Here is a 23,088-nt window from a genome sequence, read left to right as displayed (position 1 = left end):
TCCCACGTGTTAATCTTACCGATTGGAGAAATTTATATCCGATGTTCTCGGCCGATACTGGTTATATACCTCCTACGATGCTATCCGATATTTTGAAGCCGTAGACCCTATAAACAAGAAAGGGAACAATGCCGATGTTCTCGAATTCTACTATATTTTGTACCGTTTTATTTTGGTAATCAACCACCTGAAAAATGAACTGACAATCGTAGAAAATGTGGTGGAAGGCACAGAAGAAAAAGCACACGAGCTGGAAGCCATCCTCACCAATAACAATATAGCCTTGTACAATTTCGAGACTGTAGGCAGTGAGCAATCGATGATCAGCGATGAAGAACATCAGGAGATGATAAGAAAAGGAATTGCCCATTGCAAGCGTGGCGATGTATTCCAAATCGTTCTCTCGCGCTGCTTTACCCAAAAGTTCGCAGGAGACGACTTCAAAGTTTACCGTTCACTCCGTTCCATCAACCCTTCGCCCTACCTCTTTTACTTCGACTTCGGTTCATCGCCGGAAACCCATTGCAAAATCACTAAAGACAAAGCCTATATCGACCCCATCGCAGGAACATACTTCCGCACAGGAGACGACGAAAAAGACCGGATCCTTTCCGAAAACTTATTGAAAGACGAAAAGGAAAACGCCGAACATGTGATGCTAGTCGACTTGGTACGAAACGATCTCATACCTGAGCGGGAAGATGACAAATTATAAATTGACGGACGAGGATATAGCCAAAACAACAGACATTTTAGAGAAATCAGTCTGAATAAAATTTGATTTGGATATTTGCCCTATAATGTATATAGTTGGGCTGGATAATTGAAAAAAAACTTGTTTATTTGTGAATTGAAAAAAATAAAATAATGATACTTGATTTGATATCCAAGGATGACAGGAATTCATTCAATGAGTTTTATGACTTGTACTATGGTCAGGTATTCCGTTACTCTTATTATTTCCTGAAAAATACGGATTATTGTAAAGAGGTAGTGTCTGATGTATTCCTCTCCATATGGAAATCAAGAACAAAACTGGAAGATATAAACGATCTTAACACATGGATATTTGTAATTACACGGAATGAATGTTATCGCTATTTGCAGAAGAATGAAAACGGACATACCACATTAGATGAAATTCCGTTACATCTTCAGAATACAAGGAGTCAGTATGCAGATGAGTCTATTCAGGATGAAGAGATAGATATTCTTTTGACAAAAGTAATTAACAACCTGCCCGAAAGATGCAAAATAATTTTCCTGATGGCGCGACAAGAGGGTCTAAAGCCAAAAGAAATTGCCGAAAAATTGTCAATAAATGAAAGTACGGTAAGAGTACAAATGAAAATAGCCATTGAAAAAATAGTATCTTCTGTTAAACCACACTTTCCCGACCTCACATTTTCTCTGTTATTTATAATTCTTGGCATTCATTGAAAACCGCAAAAAATGTTAAAAAAACATCTTCCTCAAAAATAATCGTATTTTGTTTAAACGAATTTTATATTTGCATACTCCATATTTAAGATTAGTATACATTTGAATTTGAATATGGATATAGACTTGGATCAAAATAAAAAAAATAATGTTCGGCTATCAGATTGGTTTGAAGAAAAAATAAACGAAAAACTACAAGGTTTCATAAATAGAATTGAAATTCCGGAGGAAACACTTCATATAGCAGACAAGCTGAAACCAGTCATATTATCCGATGTTAATAGCAGAATAGACAAGCTTCGCAAAAGGAGGCGGTTGCTTATGGCATTTTCCGTTACGGCGGCGTGCATAAGCTTGTTTGTCGTTTCACTTATGTTCTTAAAAAATAATATAAGCGAGATGTCCCAAAAAGAATTATTGATGTCTAAACTGGATTCTATCTCTCTGGAAGAAACTGAGATTAGTATAATTGCGGGCAATACACAAAAAATAATACAAAACGAAGAACAGATAACACAGACAAAAGAAGGTAACATTAGAGTCGGAACAGAAAATGAAATAGCTGTAGAAGATATCCCGGCAGAATATGTGACTGTCGTTGTACCAAAAGGGAAACGCACATCCATATTATTTAGTGATGGATCCAGAATATGGATCAATTCGGGTACTAAGCTGGTATATCCTAAAGTATTCGATGAAAAATCAAGAAACATTCTGGTAGATGGAGAGATATTTATCGAAGTCAAAAAAGATGATAAGAAACCCTTTATCGTACATACGAAGAAGATGGATGTTTCTGTTTTTGGTACTAAGTTTAATGTGAATGCCTATAACAACGAACCCCTACATTCGGTTGTCTTGATGGAAGGATCGGTTTCAGTATCTTCTAACAAGCAAAATAATATGCTGAAACCCGGACAAGGATTTTTTAATGAAAATAGCGAAACCAGCATAAAGGATGTTGATGTTTATTCCTATGTTTGCTGGAAAGACGGACGTATTCAGCTTATGGACGAACCCTTTAATGTATTGTTGAGGCGGTTGTCGCGCTACTATGGAATTGAAATTGTACCAAGTCCGAAGGTAAATCATTATAAATTTGAAGGAAATCTTAATTTGCGGGAGTCCATTGATGATATTTTACGGACTTTATCGTTGTCCAAATCATTTAAAGTAACCAAGAAAGATAATATCATTTACATCGATTGATTTTGAAAACACAAAAGAGAGGATTTAACTTATAAAAAACATATAAATAAAGAATTTTAACTTTAAAATCGTATGCCTATGATATAGTGATCAGAGAATAAAAAAAACCGTGCAATACCCCTATCACACGGTCGAAAGTCAAGTAAACAAAGATACAAAACAATGTTAACTTAAAACATATCAAATATATGAGAAAAAAGTATGAAATTAATAAAATTAAATGTGAAAAACATAAAAAAGTTTTTTTTATGAATGTATTGAAAGTCAGTTCAATCTTATTTATTTTAAGTCTTTTTTGTACAGTATCAGCTGTAAATTCGCAGAATCAAAGAATCTCTTTGAAGCTTAATAACAAAAATATTAAAGAGCTTTTCTCTGAGATTGAAAAAAAGACAAGCTATGCAGTTCTCTATGAAAGAGGTTTGTTGGACAACAAAACTATAACAGTAGATAGTCAGGATCAGACATCGGAAGAAATTCTGGACAAGGTTTTACCTTCGATCGGACTTTCATATTACATAGACGGTAAGCAAATCATTGTTGTGAAAAATAAAGCGATTCCGGTTGCCGAAGAGGTTGAACAAGACCCGACGATCGTAGCCGGCGGAACCATTACCGATGCCAACGGAGAACCGCTTCCGGGCGTATCTGTCAAAGAAAAGGGAAAGGTTACTAACGGAACTATGACCGATGCCGACGGGAAATTCTCATTCAGGGTGAATCCCGGGGCAGTATTGGAAATATCTTATGTCGGCCTCGAGAAACAAGAGGTAAAGGCCGGCGCAAGCTTGAAGATCATCATGAAGGAACAGGAAAATACCTTCGAAGACGTGATGGTGGTCGGATATGGCATTCAGAAAAAAATTAACGTAACGGGCTCTATTGGAACTATTGACACAAAAAACATGACGGAAAGAGCCAATACAAATCTTCTTACATCCGCACAAGGTCAAGTGGCCGGAGTGACAATCATTTCACGTCCGGGCGCGACTCCGACTATCAATTTCCGGGGTAGAGGCTCAACAGGGGGAGCATCTTCTCCATTGTTTGTAATTGATGGCGCAATTTCGGATGTGACATTCTTTTCACGTTTAGATCCTAACTCAATTGAGAATATCTCATTCTTGAAAGATGCGGCTTCTTCAGCTATCTATGGTTCCCGCGCCGCATACGGAGTTGTATTGGTAACCACTAAAAGTGGGACTCAAGGTAAGCTTCAGATAGATTATAACGGTTTTGCCGGCGCAAAACGTGCGACTTACAGACCTAAAATGCTAGGCGCAGACTGGTATGTTGCTTTACAGGCTGAAGGAGTTTATAATACGAAAATGCTGAATGACCCTGCTAATGCGGTAAAACCCAATTTGGACGCGATAAGGCAGGATTACAGATCGAAATACGATCCGGATATGTATCCCGATACCAACTGGTATGACCTCGTGTTGGATAATGATGCTTTTATTACGCAACACTCTGTAAGTTTTAGGGGAGGCGATACTAAAACACATTACAATACAACGTTAGGTTACACTCTGGAAGATGGTTATATACCGGGAGAGAGAACCAATCGTTACAATGTTGTTTCCAATATATCATCGGATATTAAGAATTGGCTTACAATGAGGGCCGGTTTCAAATATATCCTTAATAAGTACAGGAGGAAAGGTTCTGTATCGTATATGGATTTGATGGTTACTCCGTCTACTTTCGTAGCCAAACACAGCAATGGTGAATATGGAACCGTTACTAACGGAGCCGATGCCAATATCAAGGACCTGAACCAAAATCCATTACGTGTTTTGGAACAAGACGGCTGGCAGAATGTGAATAATGGCAGAATGAATATTTTAGCGGCGGCAGACGTTAAACTGTTCAAAGATTTGATTTTAACGGGAGAAATCAATTACAACTCTAATGACTCCAAATCGAAGACATTCAAGAATTCATGGGATAAACTGAAACGATTCACCACCGGCGCGGAGATTAGCGGCACTGAAAGACCGAATCAACTGGATTATAACTGGAATGAATCAACACGGGTGATATACAACGGTTTGGCAAATTACTCTCTGAAATTGGCAGATAAGCACAATATAGGAGCTTTGCTGGGAGTATCGTATGAGGTTAGCAAATATCAACAATTGACCTCTAACCGTAAAAATCTACTAAGCAACGACTTATCTGATATAGAAGCTGGATCTACAATGCAAGGGGATTTCGGGAATGGGGGCGGCTCGTATGTTGATAAACTGATGTCTACATTTGGCCGTCTGACATATAATTTCGATGAAAAATATTTGTTTGAGTTCAATGTAAGAGCCGATGGGCACTCCAGGTTTCATAAGGATCACAGATGGGGGTATTACCCTTCCATTTCGGTCGGATGGCGTGTAAGCGAAGAAAACTTCATGAAAGATATAGCGTGGGTTCACAATTTGAAATTGAGAGCATCATGGGGTGAGCTTGGTAATATAAATGTAATCGGTCCGTATGCTTATTTTTCTACCTATAAAGTAAGCAGCGATTATGACTATAACTTCGAAGACGGCCTGGCTACGGGTATAGCACAATCGGCTCCAGCCAATCCGAATTTGAAATGGGAGACTGTAACTATTACTGACTTCGGCTTGGATTTCGATGTCTTGAATGGGAAAGCCGGTTTGGTGTTCGATTATTATAATAAAAGAACGGATGATATCCTGATGGAATATTACCTGCCCAATGAAATAGGGGTGAGGGATCAAGTGTCGGGAAACGTAGGAGTGGTAAAAAACAGCGGATTCGAGCTAGCTCTAAGATATAGAGATAAAATCGGAAACTTCTCTTTTGAAGTAAACGGAAACATTGCGAAGAACTGGAATAAGATTCTTGATATGGGGCCGAATAACAATAGTATTTCAAATCCATGGATTTCAGCGGAAGGCTATCCTATCGGCGCATATATAATGTACAAAACCGATGGGCTGCTTACACAGGACGATATCGACTCCGGCAATTATGTTACGGATGGCACTGTGCCTCAGGCCGGGGATATTAAATATGTGGATGTGCATAAAGATGGAAAACTGGATGAAAAGGACCGTATTATAACAAAATGCGACGTGCCTGACCTTACTTACGGTATAGGCGTCAATGTTGCTTATAAAGGTTTTGACCTGGCTATCTTCGGTCAAGGCATTGGAGGAGTGCATACTTATTTCCAGAACGAAATGGCTCATCCGTTCTTCAACTATTCCAGCCCAAGGGAATACCACCTGACAAGATGGACGGTAGACAACCCTGATCCGAAAGCTGCTTATCCCCGGATTTATACATCGGGCGCCGGTAATGCGAAATATAATCAACTTCAATCAGACTTTTGGTTGTTTAAGGGAGATTACTTCCGTATTAAAAATATCACTTTAGGGTATACAGTTTCCGGGAAACTGATAAATAAATATTCGTTGAGCGCATTGAAATTCTATGTGTCTTTGGAGAATCCATTTACGATCAGGGCTGATAAGCGTATGAAAGATTTCGATCCGGAATCGGCTTCGGGACGCGCTCAAAATTCAATAGGATCACAAATGTATACATTTGGTATTAATCTTTCGTTTTAACAACTAATTAGGATAGATTTATGAAAAAATATATAAGATCAATTTTATCAATATCTATATGCTTAGCGCTTATTGACGGATTTACAAGCTGTGATATGGATGTGTCGCCTACAAAAGATACCGACGCCAATGCGTTTTGGAAAACAGATAAAGACGCCTGGATGGCGCTTAACGGTATATATAGCGAACTCACTCCGGGCGCAGGAGTGTATGATGATACATATACTGATGAAGTTTATTGTCAGTATTCCTGGGAAAGCAATGGCCCTATTTTTGTCAGGGACGGACTTAGCGCCGCTACCGGCCCGGGTTGGGATTTTGTAGGTATACGCCGGGTGAACGACTTTCTGGAGAATGTGGGTAAATGTACGATGGATGATAATATCAAAGAACGGATGAAAGCGGAAGCTCGTTTTCTACGAGCCATAAACTATCTGGATAAAACTCTTATTTTCGGAAAGGCGCCTGTCATCACGACTGCTCTTAATCCGGATGAAAAGAATATTAAAAGAGATCCGGTGGAAGAAGTACGTAAATTTGTGATCGATGAACTGTCCGCTGTGTCAAAGATACTGCCTGCTTCTTATACCGGCGGTTATTTGAGAGAAAAAGGCCGCGTCACCAGTTATGCGGCATTGGCTTACCTGTCCAGAGCAGCATTGCTTTTTGGAGATTATCAGCTTGCTGAATCTACGGCTAAACAACTGATGAACGGTACGTTCTCTCTATTCAAAGTAACGTCTTTGACTCCGGAACAGGAGAAGGAAGCTGAAGAAATGGATCAATATATCGATTTTACAACGTTAGGAATTAATAAGGACAAATATGTCAAAGGTATGTTTAGTTATGAGACTTTATGGCATACCGAAAATGCAAATCCGGATAACCCTGAGTATATATTTTCGCGCCAGTATGCAGAAAAGATTCAGGAAAACTGGGTTGCATACTTGACTTTGCGTCCTAATCAGCTGGGCGGATGGTCTTCTGCCACTCCCACCCAGAATCTTGTAAATATATACTGGACTGCCGATGGTAAAAATCCCGCGTTGCTTTCTAACGAGGACAGAGGCAGAGCTTTCAAAAAGATAAACGATGACTTCCTTGCTTCCGGAAAATCATTCTCGGAGTTCTGCGCCGCGAAAGTAGCTGATGGAACAATAAAGAACTATGACTTTATCAAAGAGCTGAGAAACAGGGATAGCCGCCTGTATGCATCTGTTATGCTTCCATTCAAAGGCTGGTTCGAAACGGTTCAGGGTGGGAATGATTTCTATTACAGATGGTGGAATAAAAATATACCGGGCAATGAATCATTGTCAGGGTATAATTTCCGTAAGATGACGCCTCTCGACAGATCTACAAGTGGAGAAGATGAAGCTACCGGAGATTTTCCTTGTTTCCGGTTTGCGGAGGTATTGCTTATCTTCGCAGAGGCGCGTACTCACAATACAGGCTGTGACAGTCAGGTGCAAGCTGTTTTGAACCAAATAAGGGATCGTTGCGGAATGCCCGATGTTCCGGCGTCATTGACTAAAGACCAGGCTATCACCCTTATCCGGAATGAAAGACGTATCGAGTTGGCGGGAGAAGGAGCCAGAGCAACGGATTTGACCCGTTACGAAGATTCGTATTGGCAAACAATGATGAATAACGTGCCGATTACGCGTCCCGACGGCGAAATTATATTAACGATGAAGTGGTCTTCTCGTATGCGTTTGCGCCCGCTTCCACAAGGAGCTCTCGACCGTAATCCTGTTTTAAGCTCAGACCAGAATCCAGGGTATTAATTTGACTAATCCTAAAATCGTACAGGCTAATCGTTTAAAAATATCTATTACTCATGAAATAGTAATCGGGGACAGCTCCGATTACTATTTCAAATTACAAGTATCATGAGAGTTAGATAATCTTTCTGGTTCCTTTTGAGTATATCCATCACATGGCTTTTATACCGTTTAGCGGTGCGAACAGAAAAGTTATTCTGGACGGGGATATTAAAGAAGCGACTAAAAACGGTACAGCCGACGGCCAGAATCATCCGGGGCTATTCAATCCAAAGGGCTATATCGGATTTCTGGGACACGGCTCGCCTGTTAAGTTCAAGCGTATAAGAATCAAAGAACTGAATTGAAGTTTGAATTTCAGGTAACGAAAGCTATAGCAAAGATCAGCTTCAACAGACAGTAAAAAGAGCTATCTAATTTTTGTGGGGTTCACAATCCCACAAAAAGGGAAGTTTGAAGGAACTTATTCATTTAGAGGGTGGAATACCGGAATAGATACCTTTTTACCTGCAAGTTAGGGCAAAAATCAAAATAGCAATTGACCAAAAGTACTATCTTTGTTTTCATGTAAAAAAGATATATCCGATTATTTTTCAAGTATCCCCGATCCCCGCGTAATAGGGCGTTGCAATCATTTGTTATCAGATATTCTGTTAATCGTCCTCTGTACATATTTGGTTGGGAGTAGTGATTATCAGGACATGGTTGTTTTTGCACAAGAGCGAAGAGGAGGAGCATTGGATGGGTTATTAAAATTGCCCAATGGAGTTCCTTCACATGATACGTTTTCACGTGTTTTTAGTATACTGGAAAGTAAGAGCCTTCAGGAATGTTTGATGAATCATGGCCGGGATATTCTGTCAGCATTGTCAGAAAAGCAGATTGCTATAGATAGAAAGAAACTTCACGGAGTTTCACCCGCCACACGCGGCAACGATGGTTTGTATATTCTCAATGCATGGGTATGTGAAAACGCATTGTGTGTAGCTCAGGAAAAGGTTTTAGAAAAGTCCAATGAAATAACGGCTATACCCAAAGTCCTGGATATGCTTGATCTGGAAGATGCAGTCGTTAGCATAGATGCCATAGGCTGCCAAACAAAGATAGCAAAGCAGATTGATGAAAAGAAAGGGTATTATTTTTTGTCTGTAAAAGCAAATCAACAAGAATTATATGATGACATTGAGTGTGCATTCAAAGTCCATTCGGGTTCAAGCCATAACCAGGAGTGGGAATATGATCATGGCAGATTAGAAACCCGTAGCTGCCATATTCTGCCTGCATCAGATTATTTATTGGAGGAAAAACTGAATCTTTGGAAGAATTTATCCACCCTGATTAAAATTGAATCAGTTAGACAAACCAAAAATGGCAGCAGTAATGAGGTTCGGTATTATATCAGTAATGAAACTCAAACCAATGCTGCTTATTATAGTAATCTTGCCAGAGGGCATTGGAGTATTGAAAATCGGCTTCATTGGCAGTTAGATGTTTCTTTCAAATTAGATGTTTCTTTTAAAGAAGATGCTTGTCGAGCTGGAGAAGGAAATACCCCGGAAAATTTATCTATTCTCAGAAAGTTTGCCCTTCAAATACTGAATCAAAAGAATGATAAACTCAGCATCAGGAAAAGGCAACTTAAAGCGGCGCTAAATAAACAATACTTAATCGAACTTCTTAAGATTTGATGTGTTTGCTCTATAATGTATATAGTTGGGCTGGATAATTGAAAAAAAACTTGTTTATTTGTGAATTGAAAAAAATAAAATAATGATACTTGATTTGATATCCAAGGATGACAGGAATTCATTCAATGAGTTTTATGACTTGTACTATGGTCAGGTATTCCGTTACTCTTATTATTTCCTGAAAAATACGGATTATTGTAAAGAGGTAGTGTCTGATGTATTCCTCTCCATATGGAAATCAAGAACAAAACTGGAAGATATAAACGATCTTAACACATGGATATTTGTAATTACACGGAATGAATGTTATCGCTACTTGCAGAAGAATAAAAACGGACATACCACATTAGATGAAATTCCGTTACATCTTCAGAATACAAGGAGTCAGTATGCAGATGAGTCTATTCAGGATGAAGAGATAGATATTCTTTTGACAAAAGTAATTAACAACCTGCCCGAAAGATGCAAAATAATTTTCCTGATGGCGCGACAAGAGGGTCTAAAGCCAAAAGAAATTGCCGAAAAATTGTCAATAAATGAAAGTACGGTAAGAGTACAAATGAAAATAGCCATTGAAAAAATAGTATCTTCTGTTAAACCACACTTTCCCGACCTCACATTTTCTCTGTTATTTATAATTCTTGGCATTCATTGAAAACCGCAAAAAATGTTAAAAAAACATCTTCCTCAAAAATAATCGTATTTTGTTTAAACGAATTTTATATTTGCATACTCCATATTTAAGATTAGTATACAGTGGCTTTCCCTCATTTCATCACTACGATTATCGCCTTTATGATTATCGGTTTTGGTACGGCAGGCATCGTACCGACAATATACAGCGTAGCCGGACAGCACACCAAAATACCGACAAGTATTGCTCTTACCATCGTTTCCAGCGTCAGCTTCGTCGGTTTTCTGATGGGACCTCCGCTGATCGGGTACATTGCAAGTGCAACCAATCTGCGGTATTCTTATGCACTGATAGGGCTGTTTGGTATTGGCATCATAGTATTGGCATCTGTGATCAAGATTTTTAGGGTAGATAAGAGAAGGGCCTAAAGGAGTGATTTGTGTCATCCTGAGTGAAACGAAGGATCTCCTTCTTTATAAACGAGATGCTTCCTTCGTCAGCATGACAAGAACTAGACGAAAATTAAAATTGAAACAAATATGGCAAATATATTAGATAAAATAATTGCAAATAAAAGGATCGAAGTAGAACGGCAGAAAATAGCCGTACCACAACCCGATCTGGAACGTTTGATTTCGAATGTAGAGGCGGTAAAATCATTCAAAGAAGCTTTGGCTAACTCCCCGACAGATATCATTGCCGAGTTTAAACGGCGTTCACCGTCACGCAATTGGATTTTCAAAGGAGCTAAAGTGGAAGATGTGATACCACCCTATTCCCGCAACGGTGCAAGCGCTATTTCAGTGCTTACCGATATGGACTTCTTCGGAGGGAATCTGGCGGATTTGGAAGTGGCTCGCAACCTGACCGGCATTCCCCTGCTTCGCAAGGATTTTATGATAGATGAATATCAACTCTATCAGGCAAAACTAGCCGGGGCAAGCGCAATACTGCTCATAGCTTCGGCTCTGACTATTGCTGAGACAAAACAATTGGCACGAACAGCCAAAGAACTCGGACTCGATGTACTGCTCGAAATACATAACGAACAGGAGCTAGGTCACATCAACGATAAAGTGGATGTTGTGGGTGTAAATAATCGCAACTTGGGGACATTTGTCACTGACGTGCAAATCTCGTTCGACCTTGTTGAAAAAATACCGAACGAGTTTATAAAAATATCCGAAAGCGGGATATCAGACCCTCAAACGGTTGTTGATCTGCAGGCAGCAGGCTATCGTGGTTTCCTTATGGGAGAAAACTTTATGAAAACTGCCGATCCGGGAAAAGCTTTAGGCGAATTTATAACGCAACTAAAATAACTAAACCTAATACATAACACTAACATGAAAACATTATTCTCTATTCTAATCTTATTTATAGCCCTTCCGGATTATGTATGTACTCAGAATGCCAAAACCATATCCATTATACCCAAACCGGTATCAATGACTGTAGGAGATGGTGAATTCTCAATCACTGATAAAAGTGTGATTTACTGCGATACCGAAGCCCAAAAGGTAGCCAAATTTCTTTCAAGCTTTCTACAAAAACCAACTGGCTATAAAATTCCGATAGAAGTAAAAAAAGACACTCGCAACCGTAAGAAAGGAATACTCCTCAGTATATCAAAAAAATATAATCTACCGGAGGAAGGTTATACACTGGAGGTAGACAATGATAGAATTCTAATATGTGCCTCAGATGCAGGTGGCTTGTTCAACGGTACACAAAGCCTACGACAGCTTCTACCCTCCGATATAGAAAGTGAAAACACAGTGCGTTCAGCTAAATGGACTGTTCCAGCTGTGTCCATCCAAGATAAACCTTACTACAAATGGCGGGGATATATGAAAGACGTCAGTCGCACATTTTATAGCATAGATGTTATAAAAAAGTACATGGACGCTATGGCTCTGTACAAACTGAACACCCTACATTTCCACTTGACAGATGATCAGGGTTGGCGTATTGAAATAAAAAAATATCCGGAACTCACCAGCAAAAAAACGACTACTTTTTCTGCAAAATATAACCAACCAGCCGAAAGAAGCGGATTCTATACACAAAACCAAATAAAAGAATTGGTAGCATATGCAGTAGAAAGAAACATCACCATAGTACCTGAAATAGATGTACCGGGACATGTCTGGCCAATTATACTTGCTCATCCAGAACTCGGAGTAAACGATATGCGGACACCCGACTATGTCGTGCCATTTTTGACATCATGGTCATACTGGGGGTTTCAGTTTACACCAAACCCGCTCGACCCTACAAAGGAAAGTGTTTACACATTCCTCGACAATATCTTCACCGAAGTTGCTGCATTATTTTCAGGTAAATATATTCATTATGGAGGAGACGAGGTGGTACATCGTTTGTGGGAATCGGAAGAACATGTGAAAGAATTTATGAAAGAAAAAGGATTCACAAAGGTTGAGCAGTTACAAAGTTATTTCGTAAACAGGATATCAAAGATACTTCTCGAAAAAGGAAAAACACCAATGGGTTGGAACGATATTCTAAATGATGAAGAAAACCTAAGTAGGGATGTAGCCATAATGTCGTGGCTAGGCGATGTAAAAAGCGCAGTAGACAAAGGTTTTAAAACTGTAGCTACACCTAGCGGATATCTATATTTCGATATAACACAAGATGATAGGAATGACGGAACGATGACCGATTTGGCATACGGCAATATCAATTCGATAAAGCGTATATATAACTACGACCCAAGAGCTTCTTTGGGTGAAAAAGAAAAAGACCTTGTATTGGGTATTCAGGCAAATATGTGGTCTGCTATAGCTATTGAAGTAAAAGATATGAACGTGCAAAACTTTCCTCGCCTATTGGCTCTATCAGAAATCGCATGGAAACCTCTAGCTGACAGAAATCTACAGGATTTTTATTCCCGCCTCGAAAATCATTATCCAAGACTGGATAGAATGAGGATAGACTATTTTCGTAAGGGTGGGTACATTACAGGCAAGTGGTCTCCTGCCGATCTAAGTACAGATTACAAACCTTTGGAATGGGATATAACTAAAAAAGTATACGCCAATGGACGTGCTATTGCAGGATTTTATTATACTAATGGACAAAACTTTATGGACATTCGCAAGGTACAATTGTTAGAAGATGGAAGAGTTATTTCTGAAGATATCCATCAGGGACTTGCCGATAAACAGAGGGATACTAGCCTACCGAAGACTTATCTATATAATCTGCAAGTAGATACTTACAATCCGAATGCTAAATATACCCTACGAGCCGAAGTTGCCGGAAAAGGAGGTACTGATTCGTACGGTAACTTTACGTTCAACCTGAGTCCTTACAAGCCATTCACCGTAATAGAGCCTAAATAATTTTATATGAAAATATGTCAGCGGGAAGTACCACAATAGGGCAAACAATCCTCGAATATAAAAATAAATTCGGACGTCACGATGTTGCGGCTCTTTATGTCGGAGAATATACTAAGACATGGAGTAATTATGTCAGAGGTAGCAGAGATTTCCTTTTCAATATGGAAGAACTGAATTTAGGTCTCGCAACCGGACAAAAGAATGAAGGTAGCGGAAGTGACAAGAACTCAATTGGACATGTTGGACGTATTAATTATGGTTTTGACAACAGGTATCTGCTTGAGTTAAGCTTTAGAAACGATGCATCCAGCACCTATCCAAAAGTGAAACGTTGGGGCTTCTTCCCTGACGCATCTGTAGGATGGAGGATTACCGAAGAAAGTTTCATGAAGCCATATTCATCAGTCATCTCCAATCTTAAACTTCGTGCTTCCACATCACGTTTGGGTGATGATGCCTCTATGCAACCTTATTCAGATCGTACAGGTTATCAAACTCCAGGCAAAGATATTAATGAGAATACTATTCCGGGGTATATCTTCGGGTCTTATGGAGGGGAGAGCGAATTTATCTATCCTACAGCTTCGTCATTGGGCATTCCTAACGATCAGTTGACATGGATGATAGCTAAAACGTCCAATATCGGCTTAGATTTTGGGTTGTTCAACAATAAATTAACAGGGGAAATTGACTTTTTTTATCGTAGTCGAGATGGAAAAACAGCTACACGATTAACTTCCGTTCCTTTAGAGTTTGGTCAGAAGATGCCACAGGAGAACCTTAATGGCGATTCTCACCGTGGATTTGAAATTTTGCTTAGGCACCAGAATCGGTTAGGAAACGGATTCTTTTACAGTGTAGGAGGCAATATGTCTTTTACCCGTGCAAAATATGAATATCTGGAACAAGCGGACGCGACTAATTCATATAACAATTGGCGTGTGAATGATATGTACCGCTGGATGAATAAACGTTTTGGATATAAGTCGGCGGGACAATTCCAGTCATACGAAGAAATAGCGAATTGGGCTATTCAGGATAATAATGGGAACAATAGCCTTTCTCCGGGAGACATTAAATATATGGACTTAAACGATGATGATGTTATTGATGAGAACGATCAGACTATTATCGGACGGAACAACACACCCGAAATAATGTTTGGCTTGGATATAAATCTTGAATATAAGAATTTTGATATGTCTATTCTTCTACAGGGTGCGGCGAACTTCGATGCGTACTTCGATAGTGAGGCTCAAGTTCCGTTTTTTAATGGCGCTAGTTCTTTGGAGGTATTCTACGACAGGTGGCATCGGGAAGATCTATTTGATCCTCAAAGCCGATGGATTCAGGGAAAGTATCCTTCGACTTACGTAGGAGGAAAAGAAAGTAATAGAAGAGTTTCTGACTTCTGGCTTCAAAATGCGGCTTATTTGCGTTTGAAGAACGTACAAATAGGGTATACTGTACCGAAAAAGATCCTTACCCAATTTAAAGTGGAATCGTTACGTTTTTATGTAACAGCTTACAACATACTCACATTTACTAAGCTGGATATTTTCGATCCGGAAGTATCTCAGGGCAATCGCGGTTTTTACTATCCTCAGCAAAAATCTTACAATGTCGGGTTTAATCTAACATTTTAATTAAAATATTATGAATAAGATAAAAATATATATAATTATAGCATTACTTGCTTTAATCGTACCTATCTCGAGTTGTAGCGACTTTTTGGATACAAGTCCCAGAGATATAATAGATGAAGATAAACTGTGGAGTGATCCGGCAAGTATAAAAGCATATTTAACCCGCTTATATTCCGGTATGGAAGTGGAAAGTTTTGAATACGAAATGGACGATGAGGCCTCATACCCGTCCACTTGGACTGATGAAGCTGTACGTAGCTATACATGGGGAAGTACAAATGATCAGTTTTTTCCCAATAATCTCACTCCCAGGTGGAATAGGAATAAGGGTTATTTTGAAATCAGGGATGTAAGTGACATGATAAAGAAAGTTCCAAACGGAAATCTAAGAGATGAAGAGAAATATTTATATCTAGCTGAAGCCAAATTTATCAGGGCATTTTATGCACGCAGGTATGGAGGCGTACCTATAATAAAAGAACCTCAGGGGTTTAATCCTGATCCTACAACACTCAGAGTGCCTCGTAGCACCGAAAAGGACACGTATCTATTCATTCTCGAAGATTTGGATGCCGCAATTGCAGGATTACCCGATGCTGCAAAACAGCCAAATGCAGAGAATCTGTACCGTGCTACTAAATATGCGGCATTAGCCCTAAAGTCTCAGGCTATGTTACATGCCGCATGTGTTGCAAAATATGGAGTTTACGATGCCAGCATGAATGGATTGTGTGGAATACAAAGTACCGATGCGGATTTCTTCTTTAACGAATCGAAAAAAGCTTCTGAAGAAATAATAAAGAATGTAGGCTTTAAGCTTTACGAAAAGGATTCCGATAAAGAGACTAATTTTCAAAACTTATTCCTAGATAAAACATGGCATGAGGAACTTATTTTTGTAAAAGCTTATACTGTGGATAAAGCTCATAGCTGGGATTATTATAATGCACCACATTCGTTTAGGATTGATTATGGTAGCGCTACTAATCCGACCTTGGAGATTGTGGAAGCTTTTGATTATATTGATGGTTCCGAAGGAACATTAAAAGTAAATGATTCGAACGGGAAACCAATAGAATTTGATAACCCTTACGATTTATTCAAAGGCAAAGACCCTCGTCTTTTGGCTTCTATTTTGGTTCCGTTCGGACCTTGGCAAGGAGATATAATAGATATGAGAAGAGGAATTATCGAGGGAATGAGTACAAATACCCCAACATTAGCGGCCGATTTGACAAGTATGTACAAAAATACGGCTACTACTATTGGAGGCAAAGATGGTATAATTCCAACATGGGATCCGACAAAAACTGGATTCTATATAAAAAAGTATATGAATCCCGGAGGTAAAATAGATTATAATAAATCTACTCAGAATTATATAGTTTACCGACTTGCCGAGATTTATCTCAATTATGCTGAAACTGCGGTAGAATTAAATCAGAACACCGATAAGGCTTTGGATTATATTAATAAAATTCGTGATCGGGCTGGAGTAAAAAGACTTACAAATATAAACCTTGAACTGGTAAGAAAAGAGAGACAGACAGAGTTGGCTTTTGAAAACCGCCGTTGGTGGGATTTAATCCGTTGGCGTAAGATGGAGGATAATATTAACAATCATCAATTTATGGGTCTATTTCCTTATTTATTGGTTCAACCCTCAGATGTGGTTAGTGGACAGCCAATAATTAAACATAAAGTTATCTTCAAACGTGAAGCGGCATTGAAAATACCTCGTGTATTTAATTCAAAATTGTATTATAATAAGATAGATGATCAGGTTATATCGTCTAATCCTACCATTATTCCAAATCCAGGTTATTAACAATTGATACATTATGAAAAAATTAATATATATAACTACTCTAATACTATCGGTTCTATTTGTTAGTTGCAGTCTTGATAATTATGATACTCCGGATGCCAGAGTGAAAGGGGCTATTGTTGATCTGGCAACTAAAGGGGCTGGACAGGAGAAGACTATTCCGGTGCAAACTGTTAATGGAGCTAAAATAGCTCTTTACGAAGAAGGCTACGCGCAACCTATTTATTTTTCTATTAAAGGAGATGGAACATTTGAGGGTGATATGATTTTTTCCGGTAATTACAAGCTTGTACCTCAAGGACCGTTCTTTGTTACCAGTGAAGATACTATAAGAACATCAATTCCGGCTGCGGGAGATATTAAGTTTTATCTTGAACCGTTTTTACGTATTAGGATAAATGATGCCTATTTAAACTTTAGTGGAAACGACCTTACCGTAAAATTTGTTATCAGTAAATCATCGAATCCTAATACTGGAAGATTAAGTATATACAGGGTTGTATGGGCAAATACTCCGTTATTGGATAAGAATACGCAGGTAACTACTATTGATGGAAGCCGTAATTTCAAAGAGGTCTCTGTTTCCGCCGGCAATGAAGCAGACAGTCTTGATAAAGAACTATCTGTAACGGTGAGTGGAGTAGATCCAAACAAACCAGTATACGTGCGTATAGCTGCATGTGTGGCAGGTACTACACATTATAATTATTCTGAACCTTTCAAAGTATATATAAAATAACGAATTAAAATAAAAAAATGGAAAAAATAAACTGTAAGAAGATTATATTGACAAGCTTTATAATTACATTACTTTTTGGAGGAAAACTATACGGACAAAGTTCTGAAATTTCAATAATACCAAAACCTCAATTGATAACTACAGGACAAGGAGAATATCATATTAATGAAACTACTGAAATTTTTTGCCAGCAGGAATCTTTTGTAATAGCTGATCTTATTGCAGAAGTATTACGTAAGTCTACCGGATATCCATTACCTGTAAAAGCTATTAAGAACCCATCTTCACAACACAAGGGGATCATATTTGCTCTGAAAAAGAAATCTAAAGAGGAAAATAAAGAAGCTTATCAATTTGCCGTAAGCTCACAAAAGATTCTGATTTCGGCTCCATATCAAGAGGGCTTACTTTATGGAGGGCAAACATTACGTCAGCTATTGCCTTCTCAGATTGAACGGGATTGCAAAGTAGATAATTTGAATACCGTTGTTCCATCAGTAACCATTGTCGATCAGCCTCGATTTTCGTGGAGAGGTTATATGAAAGATGTAAGCCGGACTTTTTTCGGAATCGAGATAATGAAAAAGTATATAGACGTAATGTCTTTGTATAAACTCAATGTATTGCATTTACACTTGACCGATGATCAGGGCTGGCGTATAGAAATAAAAAAATATCCGGAACTCACCAGTGAGAAAACAACGGTTTTTCCTACTGAATATAAGCAACCCGCCGAACGCAGTGGTTTCTATACGCAGGAACAGATTAGAGAACTTATTGCTTATGCTGCATTACGGAACATTACGATAGTTCCTGAAATAGATGTTCCAGGCCATAGCTGGCCTGTACTTATTGTTTATCCGCATTTGGGTGTCAATAAGAGAGTCTATCCGGATTATGTTTTCCCATTCCTTGCATCATGGGGTATTTGGGGAAACCAGTTTACACCAAATACTCTTGATCCGACCAAAGAAGAGGTATATACATTTCTTGATAATGTATTCACAGAGCTTGCTTCTCTTTTCCCGGGACAATATTTCCATTTTGGAGGAGATGAAGTGCGACATACTGTATGGGAGAACGAACCTCATATAAAAGAATTTATGCAGAAAAATAATATGTCGACCATTATTGACCTACAAAGTTATTTTGTAACAAGGGTATCTCAGATCATAAAACAAAAAGGTAAAACCCCTATTGGCTGGAATGATGTGTTAGAAGATGAAAGTCTGCCGAAAGAAACAGCTATAATGGCTTGGCTTGGAGATGAAGCTGTAAAAGAAGTTGCCAGTAAAGGGCATTATGTAGTGGCTACCCCCGCGGGTTATCTTTACTTCGATATCACACAGGAAAGCAGACATGATGGCACAACCTCTGATTTGGCATACGGCAATATCAATTCTTTGGAATCTATTTATAGATATGATCCTATTCAAGGACTCGAACCTCATGAGGAAAAATTTGTATTAGGACTGCAAGCTAATATGTGGACAGCGATACCTCAAAATGTGAAAGACATGAGTGTTCAAAATTTTCCACGTCTGACGGTTGTTTCTGAAATAGGATGGGCAGACAAGAGTGGAAAAGATTTTATTGAATTTTCAAAACGAATTGAGACTGCCAAGTTAAGGCTCGATGAGTTAAAAGTTGATTATTTCCATCCGGGTGGTTATATAGCTGGTACGTGGACTCCAGCTGATATTTCATTACAGTATGAAATGTTAGAATGGGATGTAACAAATAAAGTATACGCTAACGGATGCATTACAGCTGGCTTATTTCATACGAAAGGTGAGTCTTCCCTGAATATCAGAAAAATACAATTACTCGAAAATGGAGAAGTAATTTCAGAAGATACACATAGAGGATTTGCCGATAATTTTAGGGGAACAAATAAAACTAAAACGTATCTCTATTCTCTAAAAGTAGATAATTATAAAGCTGGTTCAGAATATACGATAAAGGCAGAAGTATCTGGATATAATGGAACCGATACATATGGTAATTTTACTTTCAGCCTTTCACCTTATAAACCGTTTGTCGTAACGGAACCGAGATAGATTATTAAAACAGATGGAGTTGAGATGTGAATATTTTAAAATACTGTTAATAATATAGTTATAGAGCGATCCAAGATTTATTGGAAATAGGTATACCACTTAAAGTAGTAATCGTTCAGCTTGAAAGCCTGAATTGTAAACTAACTCTCAACGAAATAAAGATAAATACGTAAATAACTGCATCAAAGAAAGATTAAAAACAATAAACGATTGAAACAAAAAAACAATGACGTTAATCAAAACAATTTCGGGCATCCGCGGCACGATAGGCGGGCGTATCGGGGAAGGCCTGTCCCCATTGGACATTGTCAGGTTCACATCGGCTTACGCTGTGCAGATCCGCCGGATAAGCTCGCAAAAAAGCAATAAGATCGTTATCGGGCGCGACGCCCGCATTTCGGGTGAAATGGTCGGTAATATCGTAAAAGGCACCCTGATGGGAATGGGTTTCGATGTGATCGACCTGGGGCTGGCAACCACCCCGACAACGGAGATAGCTGTCACAGACCAGCAGGCAGACGGCGGAATCATTATCACAGCCAGCCATAACCCCAGGCAGTGGAATGCCCTGAAGCTGCTGAACGAACACGGAGAGTTCCTCAATGCCGCACAAGGGGAAGCTGTGCTGAAAACAGCAGCAGACGAGGCTTTTACTTACGCGGATATTGACCATACCGGCTCATGCAGTTTAAATGATACATATAACCACATACATATAGACCAAATCCTCAAGCTGGAACTCGTGGATACTGAGGCTATACGGAAAGCTAATTTCCGTATAGCAGTCGATTGCATCAACTCCGTCGGGGGAATCATCATCCCCATACTGCTGGAAAGACTGGGCGTAAAATATGTGGATTGCCTGAATTACGATCCTACGGGGGAATTCCGGCACGATCCCGAGCCGTTGGAAAAGAACCTGTCCGGAATAATGGAGCTGATGAGGGATTCGGCATACGACGTAGGATTCGTCGTAGACCCGGATGTAGACCGTCTGGCTATTATCTGCGAGGACGGTGCCATGTACGGCGAAGAATACACCCTGGTAACCATCGCCGATTACATACTGTCCAACACACCCGGAAATACGGTATCGAACCTTAGCTCTACACGCGCTTTGCGTGACGTAACCGAAAAACACGGGCAGCAGTATGCCGCTTCTGCCGTCGGGGAGGTGAATGTCGTGGCAAAGATGAAGGAAACCGGCGCCGTTATCGGCGGGGAGGGAAACGGTGGTGTTATCTATCCGGAAAGCCACTACGGTCGCGATGCCCTGGTAGGTATAGCCCTCTTCCTGACCCATCTGGCCAAAGAAAAGAAGAAAGTGAGCGAATTAAGTACCGCATACCCGCAGTACTTCATGGCTAAGGATAAAGTGGAGCTGAAACCCGGAACGAATGTCGGTCTGATCCTGCAAAAAGTAAAGGAAAAATACCGGAACGAGCGCATCAACGATACAGACGGGGTGAAGATCGACTTTGCCGATAAGTGGGTACACCTGCGCAAATCGAATACCGAACCCATCATACGCATATATTCCGAAGCGGCGACACAGAAAGCGGCGGAGCAGGCCGGAAAAGAGATCATGGATATTATATATACATTAGAAACCGAATAGCATGGCGGACAGGATATTAGTAACCGGAGGAACGGGATACATCGGATCGCATACGGTGGTAGAACTGCAAAATGCAGGATATGAAGTAATAATAGTCGACAACCTGTCCAATTCGGGTGCCGGGGTATTGGATAACATTGAAAAAATCACGGGAATACGTCCGGTATTCAGGAAAATCGATTGTTGTGATTATGAAGCGCTGGCCGCTATTTTTGGAAAATATAAAGGTATAAAAGCCATCATCCACTTTGCCGCCAGCAAGGCTGTAGGCGAGTCCGTTGAAAAGCCACTGATGTATTACCGGAACAACCTGGTCTCGCTAATCAACCTGCTGGAACTGATGCCGCAGTTCGGTATCGGGGGATTTGTCTTTTCCTCCTCCTGTACGGTGTACGGACAGCCTGACCAGCTGCCTGTAAGCGAATCCGCGCCGGTAAAGCCGGCAGAATCCCCATACGGGAACACAAAGCAGGTCAATGAAGAGATTATACAGGATACAGTTGCCTCGGGAGCGAATATCCGGAGCGTTATCCTCCGCTACTTCAATCCCATAGGTGCCCATCCTTCCACTGAAATAGGCGAACTGCCGAACGGTGTGCCTCAAAACCTCGTCCCATATATTACGCAGACAGCTATCGGAATCCGCGAACAGTTAAGCGTGTTCGGGGCCGATTACGATACGCCGGACGGGTCCTGCATCCGGGATTTTATCAACGTAGTGGATTTGGCTAAGGCCCATGTCGCGGCTATCGAACGGATTTTACAATCAGGGCAAAAATCGCCCGTCGAAGTATTTAATATCGGGACAGGACGCGGCTTATCTGTCTTGGAACTGATAAATACCTTCGAAAAGGTAACGGGAGTAAAGCTGAATTATCGCGTAACGGATCGCCGTGCCGGGGATATCGTAAAAGTATGGGCCGATCCGCAGCTGGCAAATAATGAGCTGGGATGGAAAGCAAAGGAATCGATAGAAGACACGCTGATGTCGGCGTGGAACTGGCAGGTAAAAATATCGAAAAAACAAGAATAAGACCAAAAATAACTATACCGATGAACACGAATTTAGAAAAAACAGTCCCCCATTTTTTATTCGCCCATCCCATACTGCAAATACGCCCTTTGGGTGAAGGGCTGATAAATGATACGTTTTTCGTTGAAACGCAGGGAAATAATCCCGACTATATCCTCCAGCGGAAGAATAAGAATATCTTCAGGGATGTGCCCGCAATGATGGATAATATTTATAAAGTAACCACGCATCTGAAGAAGATAATCTCAGAACGGGGAGGCGACCCTCTAAGGGAGGCCCTGACTGTCATACCGACGGTGGACGGCAGGCTGTTTTATAAAGATGCCGCGGGCGAATACTGGGCTGCCTGCCTGTTTATAGATAATACGGTTGCCTATGACTACGCAGATTCCCCTGAATTGGCAGCGCAGGGCGGCAGGGGAATTGGTAAGTTCCAGGCTAT

16 protein-coding genes and 2 pseudogenes are annotated in these 23,088 nt (G+C 40.0%); all 18 read left to right on the top strand.

Annotated features, from left to right (window positions below; genetic code table 11):
• Positions 1-40: 40 nt before the first annotated feature.
• Positions 41-685, top strand: a pseudogene (locus IR083_RS01040) (chorismate-binding protein); the annotation flags it as partial.
• Positions 686-867: 182 nt separating this feature from the next.
• On the top strand, positions 868-1,440 hold the full coding sequence (locus tag IR083_RS01035) for an RNA polymerase sigma factor (RefSeq protein WP_194222897.1): 573 nt from the start codon (positions 868-870) through the stop codon (positions 1,438-1,440).
• 114 nt (positions 1,441-1,554) lie between these two features.
• Positions 1,555-2,649, top strand: coding sequence for a FecR family protein (locus IR083_RS01030; protein ID WP_194222896.1), 1,095 nt, complete (start codon positions 1,555-1,557; stop codon positions 2,647-2,649).
• A gap of 338 nt (positions 2,650-2,987) precedes the next feature.
• Complete coding sequence (locus tag IR083_RS01025) at positions 2,988-6,248, top strand: SusC/RagA family TonB-linked outer membrane protein (protein ID WP_242052323.1); 3,261 nt, start codon at positions 2,988-2,990, stop codon at positions 6,246-6,248.
• Positions 6,249-6,268: 20 nt separating this feature from the next.
• Positions 6,269-8,035 carry a RagB/SusD family nutrient uptake outer membrane protein gene (locus tag IR083_RS01020; RefSeq protein WP_194222894.1) on the top strand — a complete coding sequence of 589 codons (1,767 nt, stop codon included), beginning with the start codon at positions 6,269-6,271 and terminating at the stop codon, positions 8,033-8,035.
• Positions 8,036-8,187: 152 nt separating this feature from the next.
• The gene (locus IR083_RS01015) at positions 8,188-8,379 is read left to right on the top strand and encodes a hypothetical protein (RefSeq protein ID WP_194222893.1); all 192 of its coding nucleotides are present in this window, start codon (positions 8,188-8,190) and stop codon (positions 8,377-8,379) included.
• Positions 8,380-8,589: 210 nt separating this feature from the next.
• On the top strand, positions 8,590-9,720 hold the full coding sequence (locus IR083_RS01010) for an ISAs1 family transposase (RefSeq protein WP_194222892.1): 1,131 nt from the start codon (positions 8,590-8,592) through the stop codon (positions 9,718-9,720).
• Positions 9,721-9,802: 82 nt separating this feature from the next.
• A complete protein-coding gene (locus IR083_RS01005) occupies positions 9,803-10,375 on the top strand; it encodes an RNA polymerase sigma factor (protein ID WP_194222891.1) in 573 nt (190 codons plus the stop codon).
• A 101-nt stretch (positions 10,376-10,476) separates the two neighbouring features.
• Positions 10,477-10,782 (top strand): MFS transporter, encoded by a 306-nt coding sequence (locus IR083_RS01000; RefSeq protein ID WP_317174666.1) that lies wholly within the window; start codon positions 10,477-10,479, stop codon positions 10,780-10,782.
• Positions 10,783-10,893: 111 nt separating this feature from the next.
• The gene (trpC, locus tag IR083_RS00995) at positions 10,894-11,676 is read left to right on the top strand and encodes an indole-3-glycerol phosphate synthase TrpC (RefSeq protein WP_194222890.1); all 783 of its coding nucleotides are present in this window, start codon (positions 10,894-10,896) and stop codon (positions 11,674-11,676) included.
• A 24-nt stretch (positions 11,677-11,700) separates the two neighbouring features.
• Positions 11,701-13,722, top strand: a complete 2,022-nt coding sequence (locus tag IR083_RS00990) for a beta-N-acetylhexosaminidase (RefSeq protein WP_194222889.1) — start codon at positions 11,701-11,703, stop codon at positions 13,720-13,722.
• A gap of 14 nt (positions 13,723-13,736) precedes the next feature.
• Positions 13,737-15,368: a SusC/RagA family TonB-linked outer membrane protein gene (locus tag IR083_RS00985; protein ID WP_194222888.1), complete on the top strand. Its 1,632-nt coding sequence runs from the start codon at positions 13,737-13,739 to the stop codon at positions 15,366-15,368.
• A gap of 10 nt (positions 15,369-15,378) precedes the next feature.
• Entirely contained in the window at positions 15,379-17,196 is a 1,818-nt protein-coding gene (locus IR083_RS00980) for a RagB/SusD family nutrient uptake outer membrane protein (protein ID WP_194222887.1), read from the top strand.
• A gap of 13 nt (positions 17,197-17,209) precedes the next feature.
• Positions 17,210-17,935 (top strand): DUF3823 domain-containing protein, encoded by a 726-nt coding sequence (locus tag IR083_RS00975; RefSeq protein WP_194222886.1) that lies wholly within the window; start codon positions 17,210-17,212, stop codon positions 17,933-17,935.
• Between the two features lie 17 nt (positions 17,936-17,952).
• The gene (locus tag IR083_RS00970) at positions 17,953-19,995 is read left to right on the top strand and encodes a beta-N-acetylhexosaminidase (protein ID WP_194222885.1); all 2,043 of its coding nucleotides are present in this window, start codon (positions 17,953-17,955) and stop codon (positions 19,993-19,995) included.
• A 226-nt stretch (positions 19,996-20,221) separates the two neighbouring features.
• A complete protein-coding gene (gene glmM, locus IR083_RS00965) occupies positions 20,222-21,613 on the top strand; it encodes a phosphoglucosamine mutase (protein ID WP_194222884.1) in 1,392 nt (463 codons plus the stop codon).
• Between the two features lies 1 nt (position 21,614).
• Positions 21,615-22,646: a UDP-glucose 4-epimerase GalE gene (gene galE / locus IR083_RS00960; protein ID WP_194222883.1), complete on the top strand. Its 1,032-nt coding sequence runs from the start codon at positions 21,615-21,617 to the stop codon at positions 22,644-22,646.
• Between the two features lie 20 nt (positions 22,647-22,666).
• A pseudogene (locus tag IR083_RS24530) lies at positions 22,667-23,088 on the top strand (aminoglycoside phosphotransferase family protein); the annotation flags it as partial.

Origin of the sequence: Dysgonomonas sp. GY75, from assembly GCF_015234155.1 — a bacterium.
GTDB lineage: Bacteria > Bacteroidota > Bacteroidia > Bacteroidales > Dysgonomonadaceae > Dysgonomonas > Dysgonomonas gadei.
This window is presented reverse-complemented; position numbering and strand designations above follow the sequence as displayed.

Excerpts from the sequence above, each read along its gene's own strand:
- glmM (WP_194222884.1), top strand. The coding sequence starts at position 20,222 with ATGACGTTAATCAAAACAATTTCGGGCATCCGCGGCACGATAGGCGGG.
- IR083_RS01030 (WP_194222896.1), top strand. The coding sequence starts at position 1,555 with ATGGATATAGACTTGGATCAAAATAAAAAAAATAATGTTCGGCTATCA.
- galE (WP_194222883.1), top strand. The coding sequence starts at position 21,615 with ATGGCGGACAGGATATTAGTAACCGGAGGAACGGGATACATCGGATCG.
- IR083_RS00985 (WP_194222888.1), top strand. The coding sequence starts at position 13,737 with ATGTCAGCGGGAAGTACCACAATAGGGCAAACAATCCTCGAATATAAA.
- IR083_RS00990 (WP_194222889.1), top strand. The coding sequence starts at position 11,701 with ATGAAAACATTATTCTCTATTCTAATCTTATTTATAGCCCTTCCGGAT.
- IR083_RS01015 (WP_194222893.1), top strand. The coding sequence starts at position 8,188 with ATGGCTTTTATACCGTTTAGCGGTGCGAACAGAAAAGTTATTCTGGAC.
- IR083_RS01035 (WP_194222897.1), top strand. The coding sequence starts at position 868 with ATGATACTTGATTTGATATCCAAGGATGACAGGAATTCATTCAATGAG.
- IR083_RS00975 (WP_194222886.1), top strand. The coding sequence starts at position 17,210 with ATGAAAAAATTAATATATATAACTACTCTAATACTATCGGTTCTATTT.
- IR083_RS01020 (WP_194222894.1), top strand. The coding sequence starts at position 6,269 with ATGAAAAAATATATAAGATCAATTTTATCAATATCTATATGCTTAGCG.
- IR083_RS00970 (WP_194222885.1), top strand. The coding sequence starts at position 17,953 with ATGGAAAAAATAAACTGTAAGAAGATTATATTGACAAGCTTTATAATT.
- IR083_RS01005 (WP_194222891.1), top strand. The coding sequence starts at position 9,803 with ATGATACTTGATTTGATATCCAAGGATGACAGGAATTCATTCAATGAG.
- trpC (WP_194222890.1), top strand. The coding sequence starts at position 10,894 with ATGGCAAATATATTAGATAAAATAATTGCAAATAAAAGGATCGAAGTA.
- IR083_RS00980 (WP_194222887.1), top strand. The coding sequence starts at position 15,379 with ATGAATAAGATAAAAATATATATAATTATAGCATTACTTGCTTTAATC.